This is a genomic window from Thioalkalivibrio sulfidiphilus HL-EbGr7, assembly GCF_000021985.1.
GTDB classification, from domain to species: domain Bacteria; phylum Pseudomonadota; class Gammaproteobacteria; order Ectothiorhodospirales; family Ectothiorhodospiraceae; genus Thioalkalivibrio_A; species Thioalkalivibrio_A sulfidiphilus.
Map to the genome: position 1 here is coordinate 2811803 of NC_011901.1, position 16349 is coordinate 2828151.

A 16349-nucleotide genomic window follows, 5' to 3' on the forward strand; every position below is an offset into this window, starting at 1 on the left:
GTCTGTGCGAGGGCATCAGGCTATTTGTGTGATCACCTGAGAAAAAGTTCTCTCGCTCAGGCGCAGGGACGCGGGGAGGGCTCACCTTCGAGCTCATTGGCGGGCATCAATTCCCGTAAACATAAAATGCCCATGCGTACTTCAGGGTCAGGAACAGCACCAGGCCGTCAAGCCAGAACGACAGTGTGAGCACAATTGCCTCATCGACCCCGAGGCTGAGAGTTGCTGTTGAAATGAGCGAGACAGCGTAGATCAGGGCATTGAATGCCAACAACGTGCCAAGAAGGAATCGCCTTTCCTGATTCGAGAAATCCCTGCCATTGAATTTGAAGAAAACGTTTGCAGCTAGCACGGCTGCGATACACCACAGGAATGGTGTCGCGTACCCGACCCCACCTGCAGAACCCGGATCCAGTACCTGGAAGATCGCACCGAAAAGAATGATAAGAAAGAGATAGCTCAGGGAGGCAAGAACGAATACGCGGCCGATCGTTTTGCCCATATGCTTTTCTCCACTCCCTGAATCAAGAACACTCACCAGAAGGTGAGTCTGGCTCATTCTCCAGCATGGCTCGTACGGCTGCTTCCAGTGATGCCAGGTGTCGACTGACGACCGTCATGACGGTCAGTGGGTCAATTTCACCCAGATAGTTGTGCACCAGGATATTGCGGAACCCAATGATTTCCCGCCAGGGAATATCCGGATAAGCTGCCTTCTTATCCTCCGGCAACAACTGAGTCGCCTCGGACAAGGTTTGCAGATTGCGCAACGCGGCATCATAGAGGACCTCGTCCTGAGTCAGATCACCACGCGCCTCGATGCGATGAATCTTCGCAATGGCATCGAGAATATGACGCGCATAGGGCTGCCAGGGTTTGGTCACAAATCCACGGCCTCTTTAAGTACCTGTTCGCGGATGTGGCGATTGAGCTCGTGCTCCGGCACCACTTCCACGCGGCGACCCAGCAAATGAGACAAGCGGTCCGTCAATGGCAGTCTTTGTTCGAACAGGTCATAGCCTCGGGGGAATTCCACCAGGAAATCCACATCGCTGTCCGGGCGCTCTTCACCCCGGGCCACGGAGCCAAAGACACGTATGTGCCGCGCGCCGAATTGCTCACCCAGCGCAACGATGGAGGATTTGTTTGAACGGATCTCGTCAAGCAACATTTTGCACTCCAGCATGATTCAAGCCCATGCAACAGCCAACTCCGCAGATCAGGCGTACCCAAAGGACACCATGGATCTGGCGTAAAATTCATTCTACGTGCCCTCCGCCCGGGGCGTACATAGCAAAACGCCACCACAACCGTGCGACACAACCCACGCCTTCACTTTTCTCTTGTATCTCGCCCCTTGTCTCTGCGCCTTCATTCACACACCGGACACACCGGCGACACCCCGTGGGGCGTCTCGCAGGCCACCTCCACCACCAGTACGTTGATCTCCAGTGGATCCCCGGGCGGATCGATGCACTCGGGCGAAAGCGCCGGCAATTCCCCGCCTGTTTCGCGGATGCCCCGTTCGCGCAGTTGTCCGTAGAGGTTCGCGGCCAGCTCGCGGTGCTCGCCGTAACGCACCCAGCGGTCGCCGGCAAGACTCAGGCAGCGGCCGTCACGCAGGATGAAACGGTAGCGGCTGTGGGCCAGGTCCTCCGGGCGCAGCAGCACGCCCTGGAAGGCGGCGGGGTTCAGACGATAGGTGGTGCAGCCCTTGAGACCCAGGGCATGGGCCTCCCGGTACAGGTCGCGGAAGTCCTCGAAGGGGCAGTCGGTGGGCACGTTGATGGTCTTGGAGATGGCCGCGTCGATCCAGGGCTGGGCGGCGGCCTGGATGGCGAGATGGGCGCGGGGGGCGATGTCGCCGGCGGTGACGAAGGCCTCGGGCAGGCGGTGGGGACCCTGCTTCGCCTCCGGGTCGGCGTCCGGGTCCACCAGGGCGCGCCAGGCCAGCAGCTCGTAGGCGGTCACGGGCACCGTGTCCCGGGTGGCGCCGTCCCGGCCCAGGATGTTGCGCAGGTAGGTGTGGGCGAAGCTCGGTTCAATGCCGTTGCTGACGTTGTTGCCGAAGGACAGGGCGATGGTGCCGGTGGGGGCGATGGCGCTGTGGTGGGTGAAGCGGGCGCCCTCCTCGGCCAGCGCGGCCACCAGGGCCGGATCGAGGCCCGCGATGCGGCGCATGTAGGGGCTGTAGCGGGCATGCAGCACCCGGCCGGGCAGCACGTCGCCCACCCGGATGCCGTCCTCGGCAAGGGCGGGATAGCGGGCCAGCAGGTGCTCGGTGACGGTGAAGCGCTCGTACATGAGCGGCGCCGGCCCCTTTTCCCTCGCCAGTTCAAGGCCCGTGCGCCAGCCGGTGAGCGCCAGTTCCCGGGCGGCCCGCTCGGTGAAGGCCGCCGCCTCGGGGCTGTCGTAGCGGATACCCATCATGGCAAGCGCCGACCCCAGACCGAGGAAACCCATGCCGTGGCGCCGGGTGCGCTCCAGGGCCTCGGCCTGCTGCGCCAGGGGCAGGCCGTGGATCTCCACCACGTTGTCCAGCATGCGGGTGAACACCGCCACCACCTCCCGGTAGGTGTCCCAGTCGAAGCGCAGCTTGCCGGTGAAGGGATGCTGCACGAAACGGGTCAGGTCCACGGAACCCAGCAGGCAGGCGCCGTAGGGCGGGAGCATCTGCTCGCCACAGTTATGCGTATGGAATCCGTTGGCATCAAAGGCGTTGATGCCCGGTATTCGAACATCGTAAACGGGTTCTTCCCCATCAACCGTAACCGACGCCACACGAGCGACAAAACGCTCACGGTTGGGTCTACGCCGGTAGGCCTGTATCAACCTCTCCAGGCTAGCCTGCTTGTCGGTGTCTCCAAAACCGACAAACTCTGCAAAACGTAGAATATTCTCGCCACTGATGATCAGTTCATGCTGGGCTCGCGTTGTATAGGCTTTCTCACCCCCCTTTCCATCGGGCAAATAGCACTCCCTCTCGATTCGGCGATTCCTGTAAAGCTTGGAGGCAATACCGAGCCTTAGCAGCATGCGCTGAACGGCCTCAAGACGAGCGATATCCGACTGCGCCAAACGAACACTGACACCCTTGATCTGAGAACCCTGCACCGATCCGTCCGCGTCATAAAAACCTCTCAGGAAGGATCGGCAAAATTCGCTGGAACCACACTCTATGGCCGGCGTGATTGGCTTGTTGCCCGGGCGCATACCAACCTCGAACGCCAAATCGCGCAAAGCGACGCACTTCAGACGGTACTCACCACGTCCGGCTACCTTACTCCAGCCGGCGAAATCGCTACGATGCTTTTGGCCACGGACAGCCTGTTCAGCCTTGCGCATGATTGCCTTAACGCCGGACGATATTGTCCCATCACCGGCATCGTCAGCCTTGGACGACCCTGCCCATACCGATAGAACCGCCGCATCTGACTTCAGCGTCCCATCACCCACTAAGAGGCCAAGCAGATAGCCCTGTGATGCTGTGAAATTCCCATGCCATTGCGCATTGGCCCGATGATCATTGAGTTGAATCAAATCGCCTGGATGTAATTCCCCTGCAGAACACCAATCAGTCTCTTGTGTATGACGCGTGAACCGGATGACGCGACGCACACGATGGTCCTCGGTCAAACGCAATGCGTGACCCTCACCAGTCCTCACTATGACGACAGGCCTGACGCCGGTGAAAAAAAATCCCTCACTCCCACTTGGATGATCGTTACCATCCAATCGAGCATTAAATGCCCTATCAACCAGCGTTCTTACCTGGCGCGGCCCCTGGTCCGTTTGTACCCAAGTGTCCGCTGTTACGCAGGGATTAGCCGCGCGGATCGATTCGCAGAAACCGTTGTTGTTCTCGGCATTCACCCGGTCGATGAAGATCACGCCGGGCTCGGCATGGTCGTAGGTGGCGCGCATCACCTGCTCCCACAGCGCCGCCGCCGGTATCCACTGCTGCACCCGGCAGGCGACGCGGCCGTGGCCGTCGGTGATGTAACCCTCGGTCTCGGGCCAGTGGCGCCAGACCACCTGCTTCGGATCCTGCAGGTCCGCGCCGGTGCGCGCCTGCTCGGCGGGGCTCAGGGGGAAGGCCAGGGGCCAGTCGGCGCCCGCATCCAGGGCCGCCATGAAGGCGTCGGGCACCAGCAGGGAGAGGTTGAACTGGCGCAGCCGCCCGGGCTCGCGCTTGGCCTCGATGAATTCCAGCACGTCCGGGTGGCCGATGTGGAAGGTGGCCATCTGGGCACCGCGCCGGTCGCCGGCCGAGGCGATGGTGCGGCACATCTGGTCGTAGACGTCCATGAAGGACAGCGGGCCGGAACTGCGCGCCCCGGCGCCCGCCACCCAGGCGCCCTTGGGCCTCAGGGTGGAGAACTCGTAGCCGATGCCCGCGCCGCTCTGCAGGGTCAGGCCCGCCTCGCGCAGCTTGCCGAGGATCTCGTCCAGAGTGTCGTGGATCGTGCCGGAGACGGTGCAGTTGATGGTGGAGGTGCCGCGCTTGTGATCCCGGGCCCCGGCGTTGGCCAGGATGCGCCCGGCGGGCAGTGCGCCGTGGTTGAGGGCCCAGAGGAAGCGTTCGCGCCAGTGTTCGCGCAGCGCCGGGGTGGCCTCCACGTCGGCCAGGGCCCGGGCGACCCGGGCCAGGGTCTCGGCAGGCGTGTCCTCCAGGGGACGGCCGGTGGCATCCCGCAGCCGGTATTTGCGGTCCCAGACGTCCCGGGCCGCCGGCTGCAGGGGCAGCGACGGCGGCCCGTTGCCTGGATCACCGGTCTGGCTCATGGCAGCCTACTTCTGCCGCCAGTTGCCCCCGGCGTCCTGGTACCAGTAACCGGCCGGGGCCTCTTCCACCCACACCCGGGCAAAGGTGTCGCGGATGTTGGCCTCCCACTCGGGATGGCCGTTGGCCCGGGCGATCTCGCGATACAGGGCGGTACGGTCGTTGTTCTCGTCGGCCACCAGGCGCTGCACCGTGGCCCGGTCACGCAGGGGCACGGCATTCAGATCCCGGATACCCAGCAGGCCGTCGCGGCCGAAGCCCACGGCGCCGGCGCGGTAGTGGGGTGCCAGCTGCGGGGAGCGGGCGCGCATGGAGGCGCGCAGGGCGTCGATGGCCGGGGAACGGATGTCGATGTTCGGCTGCTGGGCCTGGGCCGGGGGGATGACCAGGTTCAACAGGCTGCCCGCCAGCTGCACGGCCGCGCCGCGATTGCGGGCGCCGGGTTCCGGTGTGGGCGCAGGGGCAGGCGCGGCCTCGGGCGCGCCCAGTACGTCGCGCACGATGGTGCGTGCCGCATCCTCGGCGGCGGCCGCCGGGAAGTAGATGTTCACGGTCACGCAGGCGGACAGGGCCATGGCCACCAGCATCCAGAGTGCGACTCGCAGGGTTTTCATCCAGGACTCCTCATGGGAAGGAAAAGTGTCGTGTATGACTGATTCTAGTCTGAGCGTACGGGCAGTTGAATGAACGATGACTTAACGACGTATCCGACATGTTCCAGCCTCAGCAGATCCGATGACGCAAAGCACGCGGAGGCGCAGAGGACGCGAAGGATTCCTGATCAAAACACTTTGCGTCCTCTGCGTCTCCGCGTTCTTTGCGTGATCCTCATTACCAACACAGACCGCCGGATCCGCCCTGCGGCACTCATGCTTACTTAAAGGGAAGGATGCCCCGGCGAGATGAACGTCTTTTCATGCTGCGCCTGGCAGCGGGCGCAGCGCTTGGCGGTGGGATAGGCGTCCAGGCGCTCATAGGCAATCGCGTCGCCGCAGTCGGTGCAGATGCCGTAGCTCTGGCCGGCGATGCGCAGCAGCGCGGCCTCCACATCACGGACCTCCTCCACGTGGCGGTCCACGTCCGCCAGATCCAGGTCCACCAGCAGGTCCGCCACGGACTGCTCGCCGATGTCGTGCACCTCGCCCGCGAGTCGGATGTAGGGTTCCTTGTCGGAGGCCAGCAGGATCTGGCGGGTCTCTTCCACCAGCGTCGTGAGGCGGTCCTTCAGGCGTGCCTCCAGTTCCCTGATCTGGGTATCAGACAATGAAGCGGGCATGGTTTCGAATCCTCGAAGAGATGGGGGGCTGGCTGATCGTCACCCTGATCCTGGGTGAGCTTGCGCCGGTGGACGGGATGCCATGCAAGGCATCGCAAAGATCGGCCTCTCCTGTGAAGCTAGTGTCCTGTCTGACAATTATCTTGCCATTCAGCGTGGCTGTGCGGCGTTGCGCACCTTGCCAAGGGCTTGCCATTGGCTGCGGTGCGCGCCTTGCCTTGGCGCTTTTGCGAGGCTCTGAATGGCAAGATAATTGTCAGACAGGACACTAGTCTTCGGCAATCAACGGGTCAAGACGGCTCTGTTCCATGAAAGACGTCAACATGGCACGCACGGCATCGGAATCCGTCGCGCAACAGACCTGCTGTGCCAGGGCCCGGGCCTCGGCCATGGGCACCCGTGCCGCGCGCCGATGCAGATAGGGCAGCACGTGGGCGGTGACGGAAAAGGTGCGAAAGCCGAGACCCAGCAACACCGGCAGAATGCCCGGCAGCTGGGGCAGCAGGCCGCACAACTGGATCTCCCCCACCTGCGCACCGGCGGCCTCGGCCACCCCGTCGAGAAAACGGTACAGGGCCGGCGCGTGGGGATCCAGCCAGGGCCCCAGCGCCGGCTGGTCCCGGTCCGCAGCGAACAGGCACTGCATCAGATCATTGAGGCCGAGGGCAACGAAGTCGGCCTCGTCCATCAGCCGGTCCAGCATCATGGCCAAGGCTGGCGTCTCCACCATGGCGCCGATGGGCAGCCGGTCCGGCAGGTCGGCCAGCACTACCTCGCGCCAGCGCAGGAACTCCTCCACCGAGGTGAGGTAGGGGATCAGCAGGCGCAGTTGATGCTGGCGAGCGACACGGCCCGCCGCCCGCACCTGGGCCTGGACGATGCGTTGCACTTCGATCTCGTTGAACAGCCGCGCTCCCTGCATGCCCAACGCGCCGCCGGGCAGCGCCGCGCCACTCAGCCAGGACGGCCGCTTGTCGGCGGCGATATCCAGCAAGCGCAAAGTCACCGGCAGGGGGTTGGCCGCCTGGCAGATGTCCGCGAACGCCTGCTGATAGTAGGCCTCGTCGGGCACGGCGTCGTCCGCCGGCAGCAGGTATTCGGTACGCACCAGGCCGATGGCCGTGGCCCCCGCCGCCCGCGCCCGACCGGCTGCGGAGGCATCGCCCACGGTGCAGCGCAGCTCGATGCGCTCGCCGTCCCCGGTCCGGGCAGGGACCGCTGTCCACGCGGGTGGTGATGCGAGGGCCATGTCCCCTGCCGGATGGACCAGCAGGCCCCGCTCGCCGTCCAGCCAGACCTGCTCACCCAAGGGCAAGCGATCGGCCTGGGCACGGTCCGCCATGACCACCGGCACGCCCAGATCCAGCAGCCGGATCATGGCATGGGAAAACGGCGCGGCGCTCACCATCACGAGGCCCGTGAACGGCCCGGACAGCCCGTCCAGTTCGCCATGCTCCAGGACCAGGATCCCGGGGCCGGACCGGGGACGCCGGAGCGTGCCCCGGGCCTGGCCCGGTGCGTAGGGTGTGAGTTGCATGGCGCTCATGGGATCATGGCCGGTCAGGTCAGCGGTCAACTCCAACTATGTAGTCCAGATCCCGACCTGCGCGCGCCGACGCAGGCCACAGGAGCCGGTCCATGAGCAAACAGCTGTCCCACGTGGTGGGTTTCGATGACGCGCCCTTCGCGCGCAGCCATCGCGGTGACGTGCTGGTGGCGGGTGCCGTATTCGCCGGCGCACGCCTGGACGGCGTGCTCTCCACCCGGGTGCGCCGTGACGGCGCCAATGCCACCGGGCGCCTGGCTGCCTGCATCATCGCCTCGAAGTTTCACGCCCAGCTGCACGCCGTGCTGCTGCAGGGCATCGCCTTCGCCGGCTTCAACGTGGTGGACCTGGAGGGATTGCACCGGGAGACCGGGCTTCCGGTGCTGGTGGTGGCGCGCCGAAAGCCGTCCCTTTCCACCATTCGCCGGGCGCTGCTGGATCACGTGCCGGGTGGCAAACGCAAGTGGCGGCTCATCGAGGCGGCCGGCCCGATGGAGCCATTGGCGGGAGTGTTCGTGCAACGCCAGGGCATCGGTGAGACCCAGGCGCGACGCCTGATCGAGAACCTGCAGATCAACGGACTGATGCCCGAACCCCTGCGCGTGGCGCACATGATCGCGGGCGGGGTGACGACGGGGGAGAGTCGGCATAGGGCTTGAGGGCAGTGGCTAGTGGCTAGTGGCTAGTGGCTAGTGGCTAGTGGCTAGTGGCTAGTGGCTAGTGGCTAGCTAAGGAGGATGCGTGCCGCAGGTGTTGCACGCTAGGGATGCTGAGCATTGATCTGCAAAAAACGAAGGCCCGGACATGCCGGGCCTTCGAGTCTCTTCTTGACTGAACTGTCAGAGCAGCCCAGATCTGACTTAGATGGGCTCCGCCAGGTCGTCCAGCAGGATAAGTCCCAAGTCAGTTTCGGGCGGGAGCGGATCACGGGCGATGGCGCCGTAGAGGCCGCCTGCCTCGAGTTCCAGCTCCACGGGACCGATGGCAGCTGTTTCCGGCTCGCCAACAGGCGTCACGGTCACAAAGTAGGTGCCGGCTGCCAGCGACACATAACCGGTCTCAGCCTTGAAGGGCACATCGCTGAACACCGGATCGACAGTGGTCAGATCGGTATCGGCCGCATCGGTCACGAAGATATCCACATTCCCGGCCAGCGTCGAAGCATGCACGATGCGCACGCGGGCCTCGGTGGCGATCCGACGCCGGTTGTCCACCAGGACCAGGGGCTCGATCTCGGCCAGCGTACCTACAGCAATCACGGTGTAGCTCTGCCCGGCCTCCAGGGTCAGATCCGCCTCGATGACCGGGTTGCCCACGGCGTTGCCCGTGGGGCCAACCTTGATGTTGTAGGTATCAGGGGCAGGCGCCAGGTATGCAGTGAACTCCGGGAAGGCAAGATCATTGACCAGCGTGACAACATCATTGGCCACCACGTCCACATTGGGCGCATCAGCCGAGGCATGCACCACCCGTACATTGGCCGGACTGTTCTTGTCCAGGATCTCAGTGGAACCTTCGCCATCCATCACCACCAGGCTGATGGGAGCGTCACCGGCAGCTGTATTCTGCACCGCGACCACCAGCAGATCGGCGCCACCGGGCAAATCAACCGTGCCGGAGTCAAACACGATGGTGTCGGCATCATCCGCGAGGGTCACGATGATCTGGTAGCTGCCCGCCTGGACGTTGACGGGACCGAGCACGCCTTCAGCCTCGAAGGTGCCGACGGGTGCGACACCTTCGGGAACGGTGTTGGTGTCGGGAGGCAGCAGATAGACATCCACCTCAGGGGCGTTGGGTGCCGCGTGCAATACCTGGATGCGGGTTTCGCCGGCACCCACGGTCACGCGGTCGACAGTGATCAGCAGAGGCTTGATTTCCGTCACCTCCCCGAACGCCACCACCGTGTACTGGGTCCCGGCCTCCAGATCAATGTCCAGAGGACCGATGACGGTCAACGTTGCTCCACCAGGCAGAAGGCCGTCGACGGCCACCTCAAGACTGCCGGCCGGGACGGTCAGGTAACCGGAACCATCCTTGTAATCCACGCCTTCCAGCACGGGCGAACCACCCGCCAGGATGTTGACCGCGGGCGCGTCGGGAGAAGCGTGCAGGACGCGCACCTGGGTCGTCGGGTCGGAGGATGAGGATGAAGAGGAACTGCTGTTGCACCCCGCCAGCGACAGCGCCGCCAGCAGGAAAACCATCAATACGAGGATTCGTTTCATGACGCCGCACTCCTGTACACTATGTGTAAGAGTGCATAACTTTAGTACATGTTTCGCACAGGTCAAGGTGTTCTTTTGCACAAGCCTCAGGAATAGTGCACTAATTTTTGTTTTTCAGTAAGTTAAGTAACTATTTCTGAGATACAATGATTGGAGAATGCTTCGAATACCTGCCCATGACGTCATAATTAGCATAATAATTGTACAGTATTTAAGGGATGGAGCCCCTTCCTCCAAGGCATTCCGCATCGGAATATCAGGCCCTCCTTGCCACCAGCCACTTGAGACTTGCCCCTTACCTCACCACCGGCCCGCCACCCTCCAGCGCCACCGTGGCCAGCCGGTTGACCAGGTCCCTCCAGGCCACCTCGCGGGTGAAGCCGATGACGTCGATGCGCGGCAGGCCCGAGCCCTGGACGATGTAGTAACCCTGGGGCGCGGGGGCGACGCCGTCCATGGTGCAGACCTCGCCCACCAGGCGGCAGCTCAGGCCCAGCTGGCGGTAGGAGAAGTCCTCGAAGAAACGCAGGAATCCGCCCGAGAGCGCACCCCCCACACCGCTGCCCACCCGGGTCAGGTTGTCCACGGCCCGCTGGCTGATGCGTCGCGGCGTGGGGTCGCCGGGAGGCGTGCGGAATACCGCGTCGAAGTACACCGGCGACCAGCGCACCAGCACCAGGTCCCGGATGTCACCGTCCAGGCGGCCGGTGATCCGGCCCACGTCGAAGGTGCGGGTCAGTTCCGCCAGGTCCAGCCCGCGCACCTGGATCTGGGCGGAAAGCTCCGGCGCCACGCCCAGGGGATCGCGCAGGCGCAGGTCACCGAGGGTGACCGTGCCGTCGAAGGCGCGCACCAGCAGACGCCCTCCCACGGTGAGCAGGCCCTGTTCGTAACGCACGTCGGGGATGATGCCCGCCAGGGTACCCGAGAGCAGCGGCCAGCCCAGGGCCTGGGTGAGCCGTTCCATGCTGATGGGCGTGAGCCCGCCATCGAAGGCCCAACGGGTCGCCCCACTGCCCAGACCGGCCACCTCGAACCCGCGGATCTCCAGGGCGCCGTCCAGAATCGGCACGTGCACGGGCTCTGGCAGGCGTACCCCGTCCCGACCGATCTGCGGCTGGAACCGGATCGCGCCCAGGGCGATGCCGTAGACATGCCCGCCGTCCATGGCGACCCGGGAGGCGGGCGCGGTGCCGTCGGCCCGCCAGTTCAGCGCGGCGTCCACCCCATCCAGGGCGAAGCGCCCCATGCGGTCGTGCGCGAACAGGCGCACGACCTGCACGGCCGCCTCCACGGGCTGCCCCTGTCCCAGACGCACCCGCCCGGCCAGCAGGCCCTCGCTGTCCAGGGCATCCAGGGCCGTGCCCGGCAGGAACGGCAGGGCATAGGTATCGAAGGCCGCCGGCAGGCGCAGGCGCTCCAGGTCCAGGGTGGCATCCAGGCCCGCCAGACCCAGCGCCGTGGCCCAACTGCCCCGGGCGGACAGGATCGCCACGCCGGGCTGCTCGAAACGCAGGCTGTCCACGGTGAGATGGCGGTCGGCCGGCCTGATCCGGCCACGCAGGTCGAGACTCAGGGGTGCATCCGCCTCCACGAACACCGGGTGCACGTAGACCCCACCGGCGTGCCAGCGCGCGGCCAGCTCGACCCGGTAGTCGGCGCGCTCCCGGCGCAGGGCGAGATTGACACCGAGCGCCAGTGCCTCGCCCGCCTTGAGCCCGTCCTCGCTGGCGAAATCCGCACCCGCCAGATCCAGTTGCAGGGTCGCGCTGTCCGGCAGCGCCCCTCGTCCCCGGGCATCGAGCCGGAATGCAGCAAAGCCGGTGGCGGCCACCGGCCAGGGATGGCCTGCAAGCCCGGAAACCCGGGACAGCCCCGCCAGGTCCAGCCCCTCGCCCCTGCCGCGCAGCTGCCAGCGATCCCCGTCGAGGCGGACGCTCAACTGCGCCCGCCCGCCGGCCAGACGCAGGCCCTGCAGCTCCAGGGAGAGCACGCCCGGATGGGCATAGGTGAAGGCCGCGGTGAGCGACTGGGATCCCAGCCAGGGATGGTCGAACCGGACGCTGCCCCGCTCGCAGGTGCCGCCCAGGCCCTGCAAGGCCAGGGCGGGGCATTCCAGACGCACCCGCTCCAGCAGCATCTCATCGCCCAGCCGCAGCTGGCCGATCTCGAGGCTCAGCCCGTGGCGCCCCTCGCCGGGGCGCAGTTCGGCCCGCAGGTCCGCGAGGGAGAAACCCTCCCCTTCCACGGATTCCACCGCCAGCACCAGGGTCTCGACGGCCCGGGCAGGCGCCGCCAGCAGCACCAGACACAGGGCAAGGACGACAGGGCGCGGGAGGCGTTGGAGCATGGCCTGAAGATGGACCCGATAGGCGATCAAGGGAATACCGGTCGTGTTGATGACATCTGTCAATGATCCGCACCATCCCGTCGGCCAGCGACTATTCACTGGCCCATAAAAACATAGATAATGTGATCTGCATCACATATTCCCCGCCCCGGACCTTTCCATGACCGATCAGTCCCAGCCCCTGGACCTGATGTCCCGCTACGACACCCTGAACGAAGGTGTCCTGCGGGCCGTCCTGGAGGAGATGGTGGACGGCGTGGTGCTCATCAACCGCCTGGGCATCATCCGCGAGGTGAACCCGGCGGTGACGCGCATCTTCGGCTATGAACGCAAGGAGATGCTGGGTGCCAACGTCAGTCTGCTCGTGCCCTCGCCGGACCGGGAGCGCCACGACCAGTATCTGCGCAACTACCTGCAGACCGGCGAGGGCCGCATCATCGGCGTGGGCCGCACGGTCCACGGTCAGCGCAAGGACGGCAGCCTGTTCCCCATGGAGCTGGCCGTGAGCGAGGTCAAGGCCGGTGGCGAGCACCTGTTTGCCGGGATCGTGCGGGACATCAGCGAGCGCCACCAGTTTCACCAGACCCTGGCCCTGTTCCGCAGGGCCATGGACAGTGCCTACAACGGCATCGCCATCGCAGACGTGGACGCCGAGGGCGAGCGCATCAGCTACGCCAATGCCGCCTTCGCCCAGATCACCGGCATCCCGGCGGTGGACCTGCTCGGACGGAGCCTGACCCTGCTGGCCTGCGAGGGCGAGGACGGGCAGACCTGCACGGCGATGGTCTCACAGATGCGCACCGGTGGTTCGATGCGCAGGACCCTGCGCTGCCAGCGCCCGGACGGCAGCCTGTTCTGGAACGATGTCACCCTCTCGCCCATCTTCAACGAGCGCGGCGAGATCAGCCAGTGCATCGCCGTGCTTGCCGATGCCACGGCGCTCAAGGAGAGCGAACAGGCCCTGCGCCGCAGCCGGGACGCCCTGGAACGGCAGGTGGAGGCGCGCACCGAAAACCTCACCGAGGTGGTCAGGCAGTTGCGCCGGGAGATCGAGGAACGCACCCGGGTGGAGTCCGCCCTGCGCCTGAGCGAGCAGCGCCTGGCCAACGCCCAGCGCATCGCGCGCCTCGGCCACTGGGAATGGGAGATCGCCACCGGCCGGCTGTACTGGTCCGCCGAGGTCTACAACCTCCTGGGCCTGGGCCCGGAATTCACCACGCCGGACTACGAGCGTTTCCTGGAGATGATCCCCGGGGACGACCGGCAGCGGCTGCAGGAGGCCATCGCCCGCTGCCTCGAGCACGGCCTGCCCTACGAGATCGACCATCGCATCACCTGCCCGGACGGCAGCGAGCGCATCCTCCACGAGGACGGCGAGCTGGTCTACGACGACGAGGGCAAACCCCTGCTGTTGCGCGGTACCGCCCAGGACATCACCGAACGCCACGACTACCAGAACCGGCTCAGGCACCTGGCCAACTTCGACCCGGTCACCGGGCTGCCCAACCGCACCCTGTTCAAGGACCGCCTGCAGCACGCCCTGGCCAACGCGACGCGCAACCAGCGCCTGGTGGCCCTGCTGTTCCTGGACATGGACCAGTTCAAGAACGTCAACGACAGCCTGGGCCACATGATGGGCGACGAGTTGTTGCGCCAGACCGCGGAGAGGCTGCTGGGCTGCGTGCGCGAGGGCGACACCGTGGCCCGATTCGGCGGCGACGAGTTCATCATCCTCCTGGAGAACATCGAGCACAGCGAACAGGCGAGCCTGTCCGCCGAGCGCGTGGTGCAGGCCATGCGCCGCCCCTTCCGCCTGGGCGAGCACGAGCATTTCTGCAACGTGAGCATCGGCATCAGCCTGTACCCGGAAGACGACGAGCACCCGGAGGACCTGGTGCGCCACGCCGACAGCGCCATGTACCTGGCCAAGGCCCAGGGTGGCGCCGGCTACCGCTTCTACACCCCGGACATGAACACCCGGGCCATGGAGCGCCTGCTGTTGCAGAACCAGCTGCACCAGGCCCTGGAACTGGGCCAGTTCCAGGTCCACTACCAGCCCCAGATGGACCTGCGCAGCGGACGCATCTGCGGTGTCGAGGCCCTGGTGCGCTGGCAGCACCCGGAGCGGGGCCTGGTCCCGCCCGCGGAATTCATTCCGATGGCCGAGGACACGGGCCTCATCGAGCCCCTGGGGGAATGGGTGCTGCGCACCGCGGCGCGGGAGGTGCGCGGCTGGCAGGACCGGGGGCTGCCGGCCCTCAACCTGAGCGTGAACCTCTCTCCCCGCCAGTTCCGTCACCCGGACCTGCCGGGCATGGTGGAGCGCGTGCTGGCGGAATCGGGGCTGGAGGCGGAGCGTCTGGAGCTGGAGATCACCGAGCGGCTGATCATCGTGGACCTGGAACACACCGTGGACACCCTCAGCCGCATCGCCCGACTGGGCGTGCGGGTGTCCATCGACGACTTCGGTACCGGGCATTCCTCCCTCGCCTACCTCAAGCGCCTGCCCGTGCACGCGCTCAAGATCGACCGGGAATTCGTCGACGGTATCGGCCAGGACAGTGACGATGCCGCCATCGCCGAGGCGGTGATCGCCCTGGGCCGCACCCTGCGACTTCAGGTGATCGCCGAGGGGGTGGAGACCCGGGAACAGGCCAGCTTCCTGCGCGAACACGGCTGCGATGCGGTCCAGGGATTCTTCATCGCCCGGCCCATGCCTGCTGGGGAACTGACGGGCTGGCTCAGCTGAAAGCCGAGGTCTGCGAGTGGATCTCGTGGACCGTGTACACCCAGGCGCTCAAGCCGGTGATGCGACCCGAGGCATCGGCAAAGGCCTCGAGACCCGCCTTGCGGTACAGCGCCGCCACGAACTCCTGCGCCTCGGGAAGCTGTGCCCAGACCGCGGGCAGAAAGGTGGCCCGGCGCGATCCCAGCTGGATGATCAGGCCATGGTGGCCGGGCTGCAGGTAGGACGGCAGGTCCCGCCAGGCGTCCGCCGGCAGGGGCTCGGAAGGGCCGAGCACGGAGATGTGGATGTCCAGCTGGGTGAACTCCGCCTCGTTGACCGGTGAGAAGCGCGGATCCAGGAAGGCCGCGGAGAAGGCATTGCCGGCCACGTCCAGCACCAGCGGCCGGTGGGCCTCCAGGTGCCCGATGCAGCCCCGCAGATCACCGCCGGCGGAGCGCAGGGTGACGAAGCTCGCCCCCGGCGCCTGCAGGGGATGGTCATAGTCGGCGGGATCGGGGCTTGATGGCACGCCCTGGCTCAGACCATGCAGGATGGACTCCCGGGCGACCGCCAGCAGCTCGCGCCCGGCGCCGGGCGCCAGGGCCTCAGTCACCGAAGGCATAGGCCCCGTAGCCGACCACCCGGTCGCGCGGGCCGGCGGTATCCCCGGAGCAGCGCAGGTCCAGGCGCTCGGCCGCCAGGCCCCGTTGGCGGGCCAGGCGCAGCAGGCCCTGGATGGGCACCCGGCCGCAGGCCATGCCCGCCTCGATGCCCTCCTCGTCCAGGGTCTCGATGGCCCGGCTGGTGCGTTCGTCCACGATGCGCGCGGCGTCGTAATCCAGGTGATGGCTGAGGTCGGAGCTGATCACCACCAGGGTCTCGGGTCCGCCCCACACGGCCTCCAGGGTCCGGGCCATGTCATTGGTGGTGGCACCGCCCACCACCAGGGGCACCAGGGTGAAGTCCTCGCTCAGGGTGCGCTGCAGAAAGGGCAGTTGCACCTCCAGGCAGTGCTCGGGTGCGTGGGCGGCATCATAGCGGAACACCGAGGACAGCTCGCAGGCCTGTTCCACCGCCGGCTGGTCTACGGGCACACGGCCGAGCGGGGTTTCGAACCAGGCGGCCTCGGGGGCCGCGATGCCATAGAATCCCACCCGGTGGGCCGGCCCCACCAGTACCACCCGGCGAATGCCATTGGCGCCCCGCAGCCGGTTATAGGCCCGGGCAGCCACGGCGCCGGAATACACATAACCCGCATGGGGGACGATCAGGGCCTTGGGGGGACGCGCCGGGGGCTCGGCCTCGGCGAAGTCCGAGAGCAGGCCCTCGACGACGGTACGCAACAGACCGGCGTCCGCCGGATAGAAATGACCTGCCACCGCCGCCGGGCGGACGGCACCCTGCAAACTCCTCGCTTCCATTCTGATCATTCGATACT

The 16349-nt window shown here is 65.9% G+C and carries 13 protein-coding genes; 2 read left to right on the forward strand and 11 right to left on the reverse strand.

Annotated elements, in window-relative coordinates; genetic code table 11:
- Nucleotides 1-106: 106 nt before the first annotated feature.
- The 7 genes from TGR7_RS13425 to TGR7_RS13455 all read right to left on the reverse strand — a co-directional run bounded on the left by TGR7_RS13425 (nucleotide 107) and on the right by TGR7_RS13455 (nucleotide 7641).
- Nucleotides 107-502, reverse strand: coding sequence for a hypothetical protein (locus TGR7_RS13425; protein WP_012639220.1), 396 nt, complete (start codon nucleotides 500-502; stop codon nucleotides 107-109).
- Between the two features lie 22 nt (nucleotides 503-524).
- Nucleotides 525-884 (reverse strand): HepT-like ribonuclease domain-containing protein, encoded by a 360-nt coding sequence (locus TGR7_RS13430; protein WP_012639221.1) that lies wholly within the window; start codon nucleotides 882-884, stop codon nucleotides 525-527.
- A complete protein-coding gene (locus tag TGR7_RS13435; protein ID WP_012639222.1) occupies nucleotides 881-1171 on the reverse strand; it encodes a nucleotidyltransferase family protein in 291 nt (96 codons plus the stop codon). Before TGR7_RS13435 ends, TGR7_RS13430 begins: the two co-directional genes overlap by 4 nt.
- Before the next feature lie 200 nt (nucleotides 1172-1371).
- Nucleotides 1372-4785, reverse strand: coding sequence for an LAGLIDADG family homing endonuclease (locus TGR7_RS13440; protein WP_012639223.1), 3414 nt, complete (start codon nucleotides 4783-4785; stop codon nucleotides 1372-1374).
- Between the two features lie 6 nt (nucleotides 4786-4791).
- Nucleotides 4792-5397 carry a YdbL family probable chaperone protein gene (locus TGR7_RS13445; protein WP_012639224.1) on the reverse strand — a complete coding sequence of 202 codons (606 nt, stop codon included), beginning with the start codon at nucleotides 5395-5397 and terminating at the stop codon, nucleotides 4792-4794.
- Between the two features lie 263 nt (nucleotides 5398-5660).
- Entirely contained in the window at nucleotides 5661-6059 is a 399-nt protein-coding gene (locus TGR7_RS13450; RefSeq protein ID WP_012639225.1) for a TraR/DksA family transcriptional regulator, read from the reverse strand.
- 268 nt (nucleotides 6060-6327) lie between these two features.
- A complete protein-coding gene (locus TGR7_RS13455; protein WP_245522989.1) occupies nucleotides 6328-7641 on the reverse strand; it encodes a putative PEP-binding protein in 1314 nt (437 codons plus the stop codon).
- A 56-nt stretch (nucleotides 7642-7697) separates the two neighbouring features.
- Between TGR7_RS13455 and TGR7_RS13460 the strand changes: the two genes are divergently transcribed.
- Nucleotides 7698-8264, forward strand: a complete 567-nt coding sequence (locus TGR7_RS13460) for an endonuclease dU (protein WP_012639227.1) — start codon at nucleotides 7698-7700, stop codon at nucleotides 8262-8264.
- 201 nt (nucleotides 8265-8465) lie between these two features.
- Here the strand turns inward: TGR7_RS13460 and TGR7_RS13465 are convergent, their stop codons facing one another.
- Together TGR7_RS13465 and TGR7_RS13470 are read right to left on the reverse strand one after the other, a co-directional pair.
- Nucleotides 8466-9833: a DUF4397 domain-containing protein gene (locus TGR7_RS13465; protein ID WP_012639228.1), complete on the reverse strand. Its 1368-nt coding sequence runs from the start codon at nucleotides 9831-9833 to the stop codon at nucleotides 8466-8468.
- A 295-nt stretch (nucleotides 9834-10128) separates the two neighbouring features.
- Nucleotides 10129-12183, reverse strand: a complete 2055-nt coding sequence (locus TGR7_RS13470; RefSeq protein WP_012639229.1) for a hypothetical protein — start codon at nucleotides 12181-12183, stop codon at nucleotides 10129-10131.
- 160 nt (nucleotides 12184-12343) lie between these two features.
- On the opposite strand from TGR7_RS13470, the gene TGR7_RS13475 reads away from it, so the two are divergent.
- Nucleotides 12344-14932, forward strand: coding sequence for a sensor domain-containing protein (locus TGR7_RS13475; protein ID WP_012639231.1), 2589 nt, complete (start codon nucleotides 12344-12346; stop codon nucleotides 14930-14932).
- Here TGR7_RS13475 and amrA read toward each other — a convergent pair.
- Nucleotides 14925-15533: an AmmeMemoRadiSam system protein A gene (amrA, locus tag TGR7_RS13480; protein WP_012639232.1), complete on the reverse strand. Its 609-nt coding sequence runs from the start codon at nucleotides 15531-15533 to the stop codon at nucleotides 14925-14927. The genes TGR7_RS13475 and amrA overlap by 8 nt on opposite strands.
- A complete protein-coding gene (amrB, locus tag TGR7_RS13485) occupies nucleotides 15517-16341 on the reverse strand; it encodes an AmmeMemoRadiSam system protein B (RefSeq protein ID WP_012639233.1) in 825 nt (274 codons plus the stop codon). The genes amrA and amrB overlap by 17 nt, the downstream gene beginning before the upstream one ends.
- Nucleotides 16342-16349: the final 8 nt, after the last annotated feature.

Excerpts from the sequence above, each read along its gene's own strand:
- TGR7_RS13425 (WP_012639220.1), bottom strand. The coding sequence starts at position 502 with ATGGGCAAAACGATCGGCCGCGTATTCGTTCTTGCCTCCCTGAGCTAT.
- TGR7_RS13435 (WP_012639222.1), bottom strand. The coding sequence starts at position 1,171 with ATGTTGCTTGACGAGATCCGTTCAAACAAATCCTCCATCGTTGCGCTG.
- TGR7_RS13440 (WP_012639223.1), bottom strand. The coding sequence starts at position 4,785 with ATGAGCCAGACCGGTGATCCAGGCAACGGGCCGCCGTCGCTGCCCCTG.
- TGR7_RS13445 (WP_012639224.1), bottom strand. The coding sequence starts at position 5,397 with ATGAAAACCCTGCGAGTCGCACTCTGGATGCTGGTGGCCATGGCCCTG.
- TGR7_RS13450 (WP_012639225.1), bottom strand. The coding sequence starts at position 6,059 with ATGCCCGCTTCATTGTCTGATACCCAGATCAGGGAACTGGAGGCACGC.
- TGR7_RS13460 (WP_012639227.1), top strand. The coding sequence starts at position 7,698 with ATGAGCAAACAGCTGTCCCACGTGGTGGGTTTCGATGACGCGCCCTTC.
- TGR7_RS13465 (WP_012639228.1), bottom strand. The coding sequence starts at position 9,833 with ATGAAACGAATCCTCGTATTGATGGTTTTCCTGCTGGCGGCGCTGTCG.
- TGR7_RS13470 (WP_012639229.1), bottom strand. The coding sequence starts at position 12,183 with ATGCTCCAACGCCTCCCGCGCCCTGTCGTCCTTGCCCTGTGTCTGGTG.
- TGR7_RS13475 (WP_012639231.1), top strand. The coding sequence starts at position 12,344 with ATGACCGATCAGTCCCAGCCCCTGGACCTGATGTCCCGCTACGACACC.
- amrA (WP_012639232.1), bottom strand. The coding sequence starts at position 15,533 with ATGCCTTCGGTGACTGAGGCCCTGGCGCCCGGCGCCGGGCGCGAGCTG.
- amrB (WP_012639233.1), bottom strand. The coding sequence starts at position 16,341 with ATGATCAGAATGGAAGCGAGGAGTTTGCAGGGTGCCGTCCGCCCGGCG.